General features: G+C 39.1%; 13 protein-coding genes and 1 pseudogene. All 14 read left to right on the plus strand.

The window, feature by feature from the left end; all coding sequences use genetic code 11:
- Positions 1–11 precede the first annotated feature (11 nt).
- The 14 genes and pseudogenes from BLP57_RS17755 (at position 12) to cobM (ending at position 13,606) form a co-directional block, all read left to right on the plus strand.
- Complete coding sequence (locus BLP57_RS17755; protein ID WP_175442939.1) at positions 12–155, plus strand: hypothetical protein; 144 nt, start codon at positions 12–14, stop codon at positions 153–155.
- Positions 156–418: 263 nt separating this feature from the next.
- On the plus strand, positions 419–1,498 hold the full coding sequence (locus BLP57_RS02275) for a glycosyltransferase family 4 protein (RefSeq protein ID WP_092069092.1): 1,080 nt from the start codon (positions 419–421) through the stop codon (positions 1,496–1,498).
- Positions 1,495–2,472, plus strand: a complete 978-nt coding sequence (locus BLP57_RS02280; RefSeq protein ID WP_092069095.1) for a glycosyltransferase family 2 protein — start codon at positions 1,495–1,497, stop codon at positions 2,470–2,472. Before BLP57_RS02275 ends, BLP57_RS02280 begins: the two co-directional genes overlap by 4 nt.
- The gene (locus tag BLP57_RS02285) at positions 2,453–3,478 is read left to right on the plus strand and encodes a glycosyltransferase (RefSeq protein WP_092069098.1); all 1,026 of its coding nucleotides are present in this window, start codon (positions 2,453–2,455) and stop codon (positions 3,476–3,478) included. The genes BLP57_RS02280 and BLP57_RS02285 overlap by 20 nt, the downstream gene beginning before the upstream one ends.
- Positions 3,479–3,500: 22 nt before the next feature.
- Complete coding sequence (locus BLP57_RS02290) at positions 3,501–5,036, plus strand: lipopolysaccharide biosynthesis protein (RefSeq protein ID WP_139148819.1); 1,536 nt, start codon at positions 3,501–3,503, stop codon at positions 5,034–5,036.
- Entirely contained in the window at positions 5,033–6,175 is a 1,143-nt protein-coding gene (locus BLP57_RS02295) for a hypothetical protein (RefSeq protein WP_092069104.1), read from the plus strand. Before BLP57_RS02290 ends, BLP57_RS02295 begins: the two co-directional genes overlap by 4 nt.
- Before the next feature lie 647 nt (positions 6,176–6,822).
- Positions 6,823–7,932: an acyltransferase family protein gene (locus BLP57_RS02300; RefSeq protein ID WP_092069107.1), complete on the plus strand. Its 1,110-nt coding sequence runs from the start codon at positions 6,823–6,825 to the stop codon at positions 7,930–7,932.
- Positions 7,933–8,173: 241 nt separating this feature from the next.
- Positions 8,174–8,308 carry a hypothetical protein gene (locus tag BLP57_RS18420; protein ID WP_255363749.1) on the plus strand — a complete coding sequence of 45 codons (135 nt, stop codon included), beginning with the start codon at positions 8,174–8,176 and terminating at the stop codon, positions 8,306–8,308.
- A 63-nt stretch (positions 8,309–8,371) separates the two neighbouring features.
- Positions 8,372–8,776 (plus strand): hypothetical protein, encoded by a 405-nt coding sequence (locus BLP57_RS02305; protein ID WP_207646688.1) that lies wholly within the window; start codon positions 8,372–8,374, stop codon positions 8,774–8,776.
- A gap of 177 nt (positions 8,777–8,953) precedes the next feature.
- Positions 8,954–9,250: pseudogene (locus tag BLP57_RS18635) on the plus strand (AAA family ATPase); the annotation flags it as partial.
- Between the two features lie 208 nt (positions 9,251–9,458).
- Positions 9,459–10,799, plus strand: a complete 1,341-nt coding sequence (locus BLP57_RS02315; protein WP_092069113.1) for an MATE family efflux transporter — start codon at positions 9,459–9,461, stop codon at positions 10,797–10,799.
- 19 nt (positions 10,800–10,818) lie between these two features.
- A complete protein-coding gene (gene cbiD, locus BLP57_RS02320) occupies positions 10,819–12,048 on the plus strand; it encodes a cobalt-precorrin-5B (C(1))-methyltransferase CbiD (protein WP_092069116.1) in 1,230 nt (409 codons plus the stop codon).
- A gap of 94 nt (positions 12,049–12,142) precedes the next feature.
- Positions 12,143–12,844 carry a precorrin-2 C(20)-methyltransferase gene (gene cobI / locus BLP57_RS02325; RefSeq protein ID WP_092069119.1) on the plus strand — a complete coding sequence of 234 codons (702 nt, stop codon included), beginning with the start codon at positions 12,143–12,145 and terminating at the stop codon, positions 12,842–12,844.
- A 3-nt stretch (positions 12,845–12,847) separates the two neighbouring features.
- Positions 12,848–13,606, plus strand: a complete 759-nt coding sequence (gene cobM, locus BLP57_RS02330) for a precorrin-4 C(11)-methyltransferase (protein WP_015524810.1) — start codon at positions 12,848–12,850, stop codon at positions 13,604–13,606.
- The last annotated feature ends 14 nt before the right edge of the window (positions 13,607–13,620 follow it).

Here is a 13,620-nt window from a genome sequence, read left to right on the forward strand (position 1 = left end):
GGGAGTAAGAATTGGAAAAAGCTATTTTTAGAAGAGGTGAAATTCTTTTTTCAAAAGGATTGTTAATTGGTAATGATTCCGATATTGGATGGTTTACGTTGTTAGATGCTAGAGGCAGAATAAAAATTAGTAACAATGTAAGTGCTGTTAGCTAAGTAAAACTAATTACTGAAAGCCACGATTTAAATTCGCCTCACTTTGAAGAAGTTTTTAAACTTATATATGTACTGGAGCTATAATTACGCAAGAAGTTGAAGGTGGAAAAGGTGCTGTGGTTGCAGCTGAGTCTAGTGTCACAAAGAATGTTGGAGATTATAAAATAGTTGGTGGATGTCCTGCAAGAATTATAGGTCGTAGGAAACCAGGATTGATTATCACTCTGGAACCGACTTTTTTATATTGATTGGAGAATGATAAAATGAAAAAGTGTGTTTTTGCAGGAGATTGGGTATTAGAGCAAGCGGTCGGTGTACAAAGATATACGCTTCAAATTTTATTGGAATTGGATAAAATGCTGTTAGATGGGAGAATCGACCTTGAAATAGAGTTATTAGTTCCTAAAAGTAGTGGCTGGAAGAACCCATTTAAGAAGATTACTGTTGTTGAACTAGGAAAAATTGGTTCTAAGGTAGAAAAATATATATGGCAGCAATTAGTTTTTCCAATATATGTGACTAAAAAGAAAGCGATTGGAGTTGATTTAGCAGGTGCTGTTCCAATATGGGGGTGTCGAATTTGTGCACTCCATGATTGTATAAGAGAAATATTTCCTGAAAATTTTGACCGACATAAATTCTACTTAAAAATGTATTATTTTAAGGCTAGATGTGTTGCAAAATCGAGTAAAGTACAAATTGTTACATTGACTCACGATTCAATGAAGGAAGTTCAAAACTATTATCATGTTCCAGATAATAGAATAGACATAGTGTCTTGTGGGTGGGAACATATGAATACCACTACTGAAGATGACTCAATTCTCAATAGATTAGAGTTAAATGATGGATGCGAGTTCTTCTTTTCACTTGGTTCCAAGTATAAACATAAAAATTTCAGATGGATATTAGAAGCTGCTAGATACAATCCTAAATACAAATTTGTGATAACTGGAACGGGGGCATTTTCAAATAATGAGAATGAACTTAAGATGGTAGTACCTAAAAATGTTATTTTTACGGGCTATATTACCAATGAGGAAATAAAGTCATTAATGATACATTGTAAAGCTTTGATTCAACCATCTTTATACGAGGGCTTTGGGTTGCCACCATTAGAAGCATTGAGTGTGGGAGCATCCATTGTTGTTTCAAATAAAAGTTGTTTGCCTGAAATATATAAGGGTGTGGCACATTATATTGATCCATATAATTATAATGTTGATCTTGATAAGCTGATGGATGAATCTGTTGATAATCCGAAGATAGTATTGGATGAGTATACATGGGAAAGGGCAGCTGCTCAGCTTTTGAATGTTTTATATAAAGAAGGAAATAGGTGAACGAAGTGAAAAAGAATGATTTGGTTTCAGTAATCGTAACGACTCATAATAGATGCACTCTTATGAAGAGGGCAGTCGAAAGCATACAAAAGCAGTCTTATACATATCTGGAAATAATTATTATAGATGATAATTCTTCGGATGATACCGAAGTGTACGCAAATGAATTGCTAAAAACCGATGACAGAATTAGGTATATCAAAATTCCGCAAAATGTATCTAAAGGAGGAAACTATGCAAGAAATATAGGAATTGAAAATTCCAGAGGGGAATATATAGCTTTTTTGGATGACGATGACGTATGGCATGCTGATAAGATACAAAAACAGCTGGAGTATTTAAAAAAACATAGTGAACTTGGTGCTGTTTCATGTGAAGTGAGGTTTGTTTATGATTTTGGCGACAAACAGTATTTTGACTTCTCGAATACAAAATTAGATAAGCGACCGTTTGGCTTTTTTATTAATAGTTGGTTGAATACAACTAGCACGATTATGGCGCGAAAAGCTGTTTTAGTAAATGTGGGAATGTTTGACTTGTTGATGCCTGCATTGCAGGAATGTGAACTTTCATATCGTATTTGCTTGAATTATAAAGTTGAAATATTAAAAGATGTTCTGGTGGACTATTATATTTTCCCCAATATATCTAGCCAAATAACAAGTAGTATGGAAAAAAATCAACAGGCACTTTCGAGAATTTCTTGCAAATACAAGAATGAATTGAATGAATTGTTGCCGGATCAGGTAGAAGCCAGAGTGCTTACTATAAAAAGAGGAGAGACTCTGCGGTACCTAAGAAGTGGAAAGAAGAAAGAGTATCGTACTGTAATGAGACAGATATGGAAAAACACATCAAAATGGGAAAAAATGGAATATTGCTTGACATATGTACTTGAATACCCACAAATTATCCGTTTGAAATGCAAATTGAAGGGAAAAAGAGGTAAATTAAATGCAGTATGTGATAGTTAATCCGTATGAACATCCAGACAATGATTATATCTGCCTGCAGATTGAAGCTATTAGAAAAGCTGGATATACGCCTGTGCCGCAAACTGGAAATATTATGAAAAGCGACTGCATTCTCTACAATTGGATGGAAAATGTAGATGGTAATCACAAAGCATTGATTATTGCCAAAAAACTTGTTCGCTTGATACAGTTCAAAATGCTTGGAAAAAAAATAGTATGGGTCATGCATAATAAACAGCCTCACGAAAATAGTTATAAGTTTGGTTTGTTTATGATGAAAGTAATGGCTTTTATGTCCGACAAAATTATGGTTCTGTGTGATGAGACAGTACCTGCTTTGATGAAAATAATAAATAGTAAAAAAGTCCTAGAAAAAGTTTGTAAAGTACCGCTAATTAGTTACGAGAGTATTGTTGGGGAAATGGATGAAGCTCCAATAGGTGGAAAACTGAATGTTTTGCTCTTTGGACAAATAAAGCCCTATAAGGGAGTGGAGGTATTATTAGAGGCACTGAAGGACGAATACTTGCAGCAGAATACAGTTATCACAATTATAGGAAAATGTAATGATCAGAGCTATTTGAATCAAATAACTGATAAAATAAAAACATTGCACAATGTTTCGTTCCAAAATCGTTTTATTGAACTTAGTGAATTAAAGAAAATTGTAAAGGATATTCACTTGTTAGTTCTTCCCATGGATATTAAGAGTAGCTTAAATTCAAGTGCTGCCATGATGGCGTTTTCCTTAAGGAGAACGGTGATTTGTCCTAATATTGGAACTGTCCAAGAATATTATGGACAGAATTATATGTATACATACGATTATCAAACAATAGAAGAACATGTTGGCCAGATAAAAAAATCTATAAGAGCTGCAATTGATGATTTGAATAATGATCCTGAATGCATGAGAGAAAAAGGAAATACGGCGTTTGAAATGGCACACAAGTACAATTCACTTGATGTTGTCGCTAAAGCAATTAAGGAGATGCTTGAAGAATAAGTACAATAGGTGGTTTTATAGAATGATGAAAAAAATACTGAATAGTAATATAATATGGTCCATAGTAGCAATTTTAGTCAATACGGCGATTAACTTCTGTGTCGTTCCATATGTTAGTGAAAATGTAGGCGTTGAAGCCTATGGTTTTGTTACGCTGGCAAATACATTGATTACATATATCGACGTTATTTCGGTAGCACTCAATTCTTTTGCGAGTAGATATATTGCAATGGCATATCATGAAAAGAATTTTGAGAAAGCAAGAAAATATTATTCATCGATTTTCATTGCAAATATTATTCTTTCAGTAATATTCCTTGTTCTAGGAACAGTTATAATTTTAAATCTGCAAAATGTGATAAATGTGTCTTTGGGTTTGGAACATGATGTTAAAATATTGTTCTTCATTGTTTTAGGAAGATATATTTGTACACTACTTCGTAATGCGTTTGATGTATCTACATTTATAAAAAACAGGCTAGATTTAACAGAAAAGCTTCGTGCTTTTTCATATATAATTCAAGCAATAATCCTTTTGGTGACTTGTGTTAGCATGAAGCCGCATGTCTGGTATGTGGGAATTGCCTCATTTGCAGCAGCATTGATTATGCTGTTGGTACAGTATGTTTTTACAAAAAGACTGACGCATGAGCTTAAAGTAAAGACTTTAGATTTTTCAGTAAAATGCATTAAGGATTTTTTAGTAAATGGAATTTGGAATGCGATTAACAATATTGGAAATTTGTTGAATTCAGGTCTTGATCTACTCATCACTAATAAGATGCTTACAGAACTTCTTATGGGAATGGTTTCAGTATCGAAGACATTGGGATCATTGTGCTATACTCTTGTGGTAGCAATCAGTAGCTCTTTTAGACCAAAGCAGCTAGAGGCATATTCACATAAAGATAAGGAAAAGTTAATTGAGCTACTGAAAAATTCAATGCTGATTACAGGAACAGTCTGTGCAATTATTTTAGCTGGATTTAATGCATGTGGGGAAGATTTTTTACATCTTTGGCTTCCGTCACAAAATCATGAAATATTATTTCAATTAGCCATGATTACTTTAATGAGTGATATATTGATAGGAGTTGTTAATCCTTTATATTATGTATTCACGTTAACGAAGAAATTAAAAGTTCCATGCTTGATTACAATTATTATGGGCATTTTAAACATAACAGGAATGTATGCTTTAATAAAATACACAGATCTTGGAGCATATGCAGTTGTACTAACCACGATGGTGTTAAATTGTGTTCACTTTATAGATACACCGCTGTATGCATCATTTTGTCTGAATATAAAAATGATAACATTTTATCCGGTGATTATTTTACATTTTATAAACACGGCAGCACTGTTTTTATGGACAAGTTTAATAAATTGTTATTGGCCCAGTGTATATAGTTGGGCGATGTTGCTTGTTAAAGTGATATTTTTTGGAATAACAGAAATGATAATTGCAGTAGTTTTAATGACAACAACTGAGCAAAAAAAACGATTATTACAAATGCTGGGAAAATATGTTAAAAGAAAGGTGCGAGGCCAATGAAGGTAAAAGTAGATATAATTAGAGCAAGCTATGTTTCGATTATTATCGGATACATCTTGACTCTTACAACTATTCCGCAGGGAGATGTGATTGGTAGTGCTTTTACAAGTATTGGATTGATTCTTGCGCTGTATAAAATCTTATTTTTGAATCATTATAAAATCAAACAATATTTTTTGCTGATTATAGTAGGTATCTTATTTTTTGTGTCTGCGTATCGAACAAGAAACTATCAATTTGCTATTACGTTTATTTTTATTCTTTCTGCAACGAGAATGAGTATAGACAAATTGATAGCTATTGATTTAAAAGTAAGAGTTCCTTTGATTTTTATAGTGTGTGCACTAGGATATTACGGAGTGATTTTGAATCGTTTTGATTACGATATTCGTGGATTTGGACTAGATAGGCAGGCATTTGGCTTCACACATCCAAATAATCTTGGCGCGATGATGATGGTTATTGCAATTTATCTGTTTTATAAAAAACATAAGAACTTTAGGGTACAAGATTATTTGTTGTTACTGTTTGCTGATTATATATGTTGGAGTGTAGCTGTCAGTCGAACATCATCTATTATAATTACTGGTGTAATTTTAGTAGAATGCTTAGATTCTATTGTTTCTTTTTTTGTAAAAGGGATGCTTTTACAGAAGATAAAGCACATAGCAATTAATATTGCAGGTCTGTTGACTTTGGTTATTCCATTAGGATCAATTTACTTAGGAATGAATTATTCAACAACACCGTTTTATATTGCTCTGGATTCACTTTTTAATTCAAGATTCTATTTGATGCATACTGCATTCAAAAACAATGGAATCACATTATTGGGGCAATATATTAAAGTTATTTCTTGGACAAGCAATGTCATTGCAGAAGAAACGAATGCTGTTGATAACCTATATGGATATATATTAATAAATTTTGGAACGATTTTCTTTACGGTTGTGATTTTGACACTTGTTATTAGCTATATTTATGCGAGCAAAAAAGATGAGAGAAAGATTTGCCTGTGTATATTGTTTTTTATAATAGCTGGCTTCTGTGAAAATAAGATGCTTTATATCGGTACGAATATTTTTACCTTGTATATTGCTGTTGCACTCTACCAATCTAGCATGAAAATTAGAAAATAGCAAATGCTCTATAACAAGGCACGGTTTTTACCTCGCTTTTTGTGATAAATTAATATTTGAGTGTTTTAGACGATTAACATTATCAATAATACGCGAAAGCAGTTCTTTTGCAAGATATATTACATTTAGGCTGAAATAGTCCCTTATTAGAATGAATTTTATGAGACAATTTTTAATACCAGTATGCTAAATGTACGTCTGGTACATCAACTACTAACGAACCTTGACAGTTTAACAATTGCTCTGAAATCTGACATGGCTTTTTTGACGTAAGTCCTCAAACATGAGTAGCGCAAATCGAGCGAATTGCATGAAATCATGTTTAGAAATGATGTTGGAGCGATTATCTCAGAAATGTGATAATGAACAGATACTGAGTATTGAGGATTAAGTTTTTGACGGTTACCCTGTGTGTTATGACTGCATGAATTATTTTTTCAGTTATATGGTATAGTTATCGGTTCAGATATTGTTCCGTGAATAATATGGGTTGGTTTTACAATCAGAAAACTGCCAGATAATAACCGTAAATCGAGAGAATATTTCGAGAAAATATGCAAAACGACATCCAGTTGAAAGAGTACTTGTTATAGAGATACAGAAACGACAGCTTTATAGCGGACAAAAAGAACATTGGGAGAAAGGTTATGGATAGAAAGGACAATAAAATGAAAATACTAAGGGTTATTGCAACGCTCCTCGTTGTAGTAGGTCATAGTAATTTTTATTTAATATCAACAAATATAAGGGGATTAGGATATGATGCTTCAACATATGTGATAGATCATTCAAGATTTTGGACATTATCATCATATCTAGTAGGTCTAATATACTCGTGTCATATGCAGCTGTTTTTCGTTATTTCTGGATATGTATTTGCACTTTGTCTAAAAAAGGGAAAATATAAAACTTTTACAGCGTTGACAACTGCAAAAGTTCACAGATTGCTTATTCCATATATTGCTGTAACAATATTGTATAATATCCCGATTCTTATGTGTGCAGACTATTTTTCTCACAATATTCGAAATGTGCTGCTTTATTTTATTGGGTATGGAAAAAATCATCTGTGGTATTTAAGTGCATTATTTTTAATATTCCTGCTTGTTTATAGTGTTCGTTTTTTGGGGAATAAAATGACTTTTATGAGTGAAAAAGTTACACTTGTTGTCCTCTTTTTTGTTGCTTTGCTAGTGTATATTCAAATTGAATGTAAAATTATTAACATAACTGAATTTGTCTATTTGGATAGAGTGGCAAAGTATCTGGTATGGTTTTTGTTCGGAATGATTTTGTATATAATAAAGGAAACTTCGTTTTACCAATATTGTAAACTCAGGCTAAATTGGTGTGATGTAATTATTTTGTTTTTTCTGTGGATTACATCGTATTTAATTGGTCTGATGGAGCAAAGTAAGTTCGCTGCAATTATTACTAGCTTTATAGGAGTGGTATTCTTTTATGAACTTTGCGAGTTTATTGCAAAAAAATATAAAATTTTAGATGCAAATAAGTTGATTAATTTGATAGATAAATATTCATTGGAAATCTATCTATATGGTGTTCCACTTAATTATGTCATTTTGACTGCTTTGATACAAATGTGTGGAAAAGTAGAGTTAAATGATGTTCAATCATCGCTTTTGTTTATACTACGTTTCCTCATTCAACTTTTAGGTGGTATCGTAATTGGAATGTTAATAGAAAATTTCCAGAAGGTAATCAAAAGGGGGAAAACACAAAGTGAAAAGAAATAGTAATTTTGAACTGTTACGAATATTTTGCATGGAGCCGAGGGTGCGGACATTTTCTTGGACTATCTAAGTGACCAATCCAAGTCTATGTCCGTACTCTATAGGACTCAAATATCCTAATGATTTTTTTATTATACCAATAAAGATAATCATTTAAAAGTAAGTGCCTCAAAACATGGCGTAGTGACGAATGGATTTCTTCTTGATATACTGAGAAAAACTTGATATTAAGGAGGCGAATCTTATGTCCAGAATAAGCCAGGAATCATCAACAGCTTTTGGCGAAGTCCTGCGGCCTGCATCTCAGAATTACTCCCATAATCCTCAAGGCCGTATCATATCTAATGACAACCGGCTGATGATCTATTCTCAGGGGTAAGTGCCTCAAACAATGATGTAGATATCATAACAGAAAAACTGTTATATTACACTACGCCATGTTTTGAGGCACTTACCTGTTGTGCTTTATGATGTCGGGATGTCTTTGCAGGCTATTGCAGATGAGCTGGGGCTGAATCCGATTAAGGTTCGGAAGCTACTTATCACGGCCGGTGTGCATGCATCGGATGTGGTGGAGAAGGTGCAGGAGACCTTTGATGATTTCAGAAAAACACAGGATCATAAAGCTGCTGTCCTTTCAACTGCAAATGCTCTTGGTCTGTCCAGGTCCTCTGTTACTTCATATCTTCCGTACAAAAAGGGTGTGTATTTTCCAGGTACAGCACCGGCAGATAAGATCAGTGTTGGAGCTGAACGGCAGCGGAGGTACAGAGCGATGAAGCGGTGGAGGAATGCCACAACAGAAGAAGTATTAGGAGCTGTTCATATAACAGCGAGATCAAAATGAAATAATGGTTGACAGAACCGGGAAAGAACGTACTGTTCGAGTGGGATTTGCATATGTTGCACAAAGTAAAACAGCCATCAACTTGTTATTTGCTCTGTGAAATGATAAAATCAAAATAAAACAGGTGAGTTGTAACCTCGTGCTTGAGGAACAGCTTCAGAAAGGAGTCTGAATAGCATGGGAAGATTTGTGAACCCGAACAACAGTGCATTTCAGGTTGCTCTTAACTCCAGAATATATGTGGATAAGACTGGCCTGATCGAGTACACAAACAGTGTTCTTGATACAACAAATGCTTATATCTGCAATAGTCGGCCGCGCCGGTTCGGAAAATCTTATGCAGCTAATATGTTGGCTGCGTATTATAGCAAAGGCGCAGATTCTGAGCAGATGTTTTCTGGATTGCAGATAAGCAGGGAGGCCGACTTTAAAAAACATCTTAACAAGTATGATGTGATCCGAGTGACATTGGAACATAATTGTATAATAAAAAAACACAAAATACAAAGACTGCCGCAGGTTTCGCGCCTGCGGCATTTTGCAGTTTGTACAAAAAACACAGAAAATATATTGGAAAAAGAGCGGGAAAAGGGTATAATGTCAGAGAAAGTGTGATTGATAAAATACAGACGTTTTTTTCTGCTTTGTCAGGTCATAAATAAGTGAGGCGGAGGATGTAACAATGGAACAGCAGCATATGTTTACCAACCGGATGATCCGTAATCTTCTGGTGCCGGTAGTGCTGGAACAGATTTTGAATTCGATAATGGGAACCGCAGATACCATGATGGTCAGCAATGTGGGATCTGCGGCTCTTTCTGCGGTATCGCTGGTGGATTCCATCAATGTGCTTCTGATCCAGGCTTTTTCGGCGCTGGCAGCGGGAGGCGCCATTGTCTGCGCCCAGTATATCGGACAGAGGAATTATGAGAAGGCGAATATGTCTGCCAGGCAGGTGCTTTTTATCATCACAGCGATCTCTGTAGTGGTGTCTGCAGTCTGTCTGATCTTTCAGAAGCCGCTTTTGAGGCTGATCTTTGGTGCGGTGGATGCGGATGTTATGCGTGCATCGGAAATTTATTTCTTTTTTACGGCACTGTCATTCCCCTTTATTGCGGCTTATGATTCTGCGGCTTCGATCTTTCGTGCCCAGGAGAATACCAAGGGGCCTATGACCATCTCCATGATCTCCAATATCATGAACATTGGCGGAAACGCGGTTCTGATCTGGGTTTTCCACCTTGGTGTTGCAGGAGCAGCGATCTCCACACTGGTTTCCCGTATTTTCTGTGCAGTGGTTGTTCTCTGGCAGCTGCGCAAGGATCGTCAGCCTGTCGTTGTGAAGGATTATCTGAAGATCCGACCGGACTGGAGCATGATCGGACGGATCCTGGGACTTGGAATCCCTTCGGGAATTGAGAACAGTATGTTTCAGCTTGGAAAGCTTGCCATCCAGTCTACGGTTTCCACACTGGGCACAGCAGCCATTGCAGCGCAGGCAATGACCAATATCCTTGAGAACCTGAATGGTATCGCGGCCATCGGAGTAGGTGTGGGCCTGATGACCATCGTAGGCCAGTGTCTTGGTGCCGGCCGCAAGGATGAGGCGGTCTATTACATAAAAAAACTCTGCGTCATTGCAGAGGCAATTATTATCGTAAGCTGTCTGATCGTGTATATTTTGGTCAGACCGGTGACGATCCTTGGCGGAATGGAGAGTACCAGTGCGGAAATGTGCATCCACATGATCACATGGATCACCATCGTAAAGCCTGTGGTATGGACAATGGCGTTCGTGCCGGGGTATGGTCTTCGTGCAGCCGGTGATGTGAAGTTTTCCATGATCACCTCCTGCTGTACCATGTGGGCATGCAGGTTCTGTCTCTGTGTTTTCCTGATCCGTGTCCTGGGCTTCGGGCCTATGGGTGTCTGGATCGGAATGTTTGCAGACTGGACTGTTCGTGGGATCATTTTTACCTGGCGTTTCCACAGCCGCAAATGGCTGGAGCACAAGGTAATCTGAAAAGGAGGGCATCGTATATATGAAGAATGGACTGGAAGACCAGTATGTCATAAAAAACAACAAGCGCCTCCGTTATGGCTACACAACAGGCTCCTGCGCAGCCGGGGCAGCCAGGGGTGCAGTCCGGATGCTGCTTTCGGGTGAGACTCTTTCCGAGGTAGAGCTTGATACCCCAAAGGGGATCACTCTCACATTACAGCTTCACGATATTACCCGGGGCGAAACCTATGTCTCCTGTGCGGTACAGAAGGATGCGGGGGATGATCCGGATACCACCAACGGGATCCTGGTCTATGTAAAAGCGGAGAAGTTTTCTATTTCAGCGGCAGAACAGGCCGGGCAGCAGCAGAAAACAGAGAGATCCCGGCCTCAGATCATCCTGGACGGAGGGATCGGTGTGGGGCGTGTCACCAAGCCGGGACTTTCCCAGAACGTGGGCGAGGCGGCGATCAATCCGGTTCCCAGAGCCATGATCCTGCGGGAAGCCGAAGAGGCGGCCCAGGAATATGACTACGAGGGCGGTCTGAAGCTTACCGTATCCGTTCCCCAGGGGGAGGAGATCGCGAAGAAAACCTTTAATCCCCGTCTTGGCATTCTTGGCGGGATCTCCATACTTGGAACCAGCGGGATCGTAGAGCCCATGAGTGAGAAGGCTCTGATCGAAAGCATCCATGTGGAGATGAAGCAGCATTTCTGCCAGGGAGAAAACTATATCCTGGTGACACCGGGGAATTACGGTGCGGATTATCTCAGGGAGCATATGTCCATTCCCTTTGAGAACAATATCAAGTGCAGCAATTATGTAGGAGAGACCATTGACATGGCTATTGATATGGGCGTAAAGGGCATTCTTTTTGTCGCTCATATCGGTAAGTTTGTAAAGGTTGCCGCCGGGATCATGAATACCCATTCCCACTGTGCTGACGGAAGGATGGAGGTTCTCTGTGCAAGTGCCATCCGTGCAGGGGGCTCTCTGGAATGTGCCAGAGAGATCCTGGAGGCGGGGACTACGGATGAGGCGCTGGCTGTTCTTGACAGCTATGGTATCCTGAAAGAGACTATGGCTGTGGTCATGGAGAAGATCCAGTTTTATCTGGACCACAGATCCTATGAGCAGATCCTTCTGGGTGCTGTGGTGTTTTCCAATGTATACGGACTGCTGGGGCAGACCCGGGATGCAGAGGAGCTGATCCATAAGATACAGGAGCAGGCAGTCGGGGTGGATGATATTTCATGCGTGAAACCCTGATCCGGATGGAGATTTTTGATCCGGGGACAAAATTTGATATAAATAACAGACAGGTTTTATCCTGTCTGGAAAATATAGTTAGGAGGAAAGAAATATGGCAGGTAAATTATATGGTGTAGGTGTAGGACCGGGAGATCCGGAGCTTCTTACCTTAAAAGCACTTCGTCTTGTAAAGGAGGCAGAGGTGATCGCACTTCCGGGACAGGTTCCGGAGGATACGGTAGCGTTTAAGATCGTGGAGGGGGCTTATCCGGAGCTTGGAAAGAAGGAGCTTCTTGCAGTTCCTTTTCCAATGTCCAAGGATCCGGAGGTGCTGAAGAGCTATCACGATGCAGGAGCAGAAAAAGTTAAGGCTGTCCTGGACCAGGGGAAAGATGTGGTATTTCTCACACTGGGAGATCCTACCGTGTATTCCACATATCTCTATATCCATCACAGACTTGTGGCTCAGGGCTATGAGACGGAGATCGTCTGTGGCATCACATCCTTCTGTGCAGTTTCCGCCCGTCTGAACACCGGACTTGTGGAGAAGGCAGAGCCTCTTCACGTGATCCCGGCTTCCTATCAGATCGAGGATGCGCTGAAGCTTTCCGGTACCAAGGTCCTTATGAAGGCCGGAAAGAAGATGAAGGATGTGAAGGCGGAGCTTCTTTCCCAGGGGGCAGAGGCCATGATGATCGAAAACTGCGGAATGCCGGATGAAAAGATCTACCGGACCGTGGAGGAGATCCCTGAGGATGCAGGATATTATTCCCTGATCATTATCAAAGAAAACAAAGACAGAAGAGAGGAATAGATTATGGTACATTTTGTAGGAGCAGGTCCGGGAGCACCGGATCTTATTACAGTAAGAGGTAAACAGTATCTGGAAGAGGCAGATGTGATCATCTATGCGGGATCTCTTGTAAATCCCCAGCTTCTGGAGTATTCCAAGGATGTGTGCACCATCCATAACAGTGCAAAGATGACCCTTGAGGAAGTGATCTCTGTTATGGAGAGAGCAGAGGCTGAAGGTAAGATGACCGTTCGTCTCCACACCGGCGATCCATGTATCTATGGTGCGATCCGTGAGCAGATGGATATCCTGGATGAAAAGGGAATCCCCTATGATTCCTGCCCGGGTGTCAGTGCCTTCTGCGGAGCTGCATCTGCACTGAACCTGGAGTATACACTTCCGGATATTTCCCAGAGTGTGATCATCACAAGAATGGAAGGAAGGACACCGGTGCCGGCAAAAGAGAGTATTCAGTCCTTTGCCGCTCATAATGCGACTATGGTTATTTTCCTCAGTACAGGTATGCTGGAGGAGCTGAGCCGCAGACTGGTGGAGGGCGGATACCGTGAGGATACACCGGCTGCCATCGTCTACAAGGCAACCTGGCCCGATGAGAAGAAGTTTATCTGTACAGTGGGTACTCTGGCCCAGACAGCAAAAGAGAACAAGATCACAAAAACAGCGCTTATGCTGGTAGGTGATGCGGTCAATGCTGCAAGCTATGACAGATCCAAGCTGTATGATCCGGGCTTTACCACAGAGTTCCGTGAGGCTACGAAATAAAATATGAACATTTC

It is taken from the genome of Blautia sp. SF-50, from assembly GCF_900101315.1.
In the GTDB taxonomy this organism is placed as follows: domain Bacteria; phylum Bacillota; class Clostridia; order Lachnospirales; family Lachnospiraceae; genus Blautia_A; species Blautia_A fusiformis.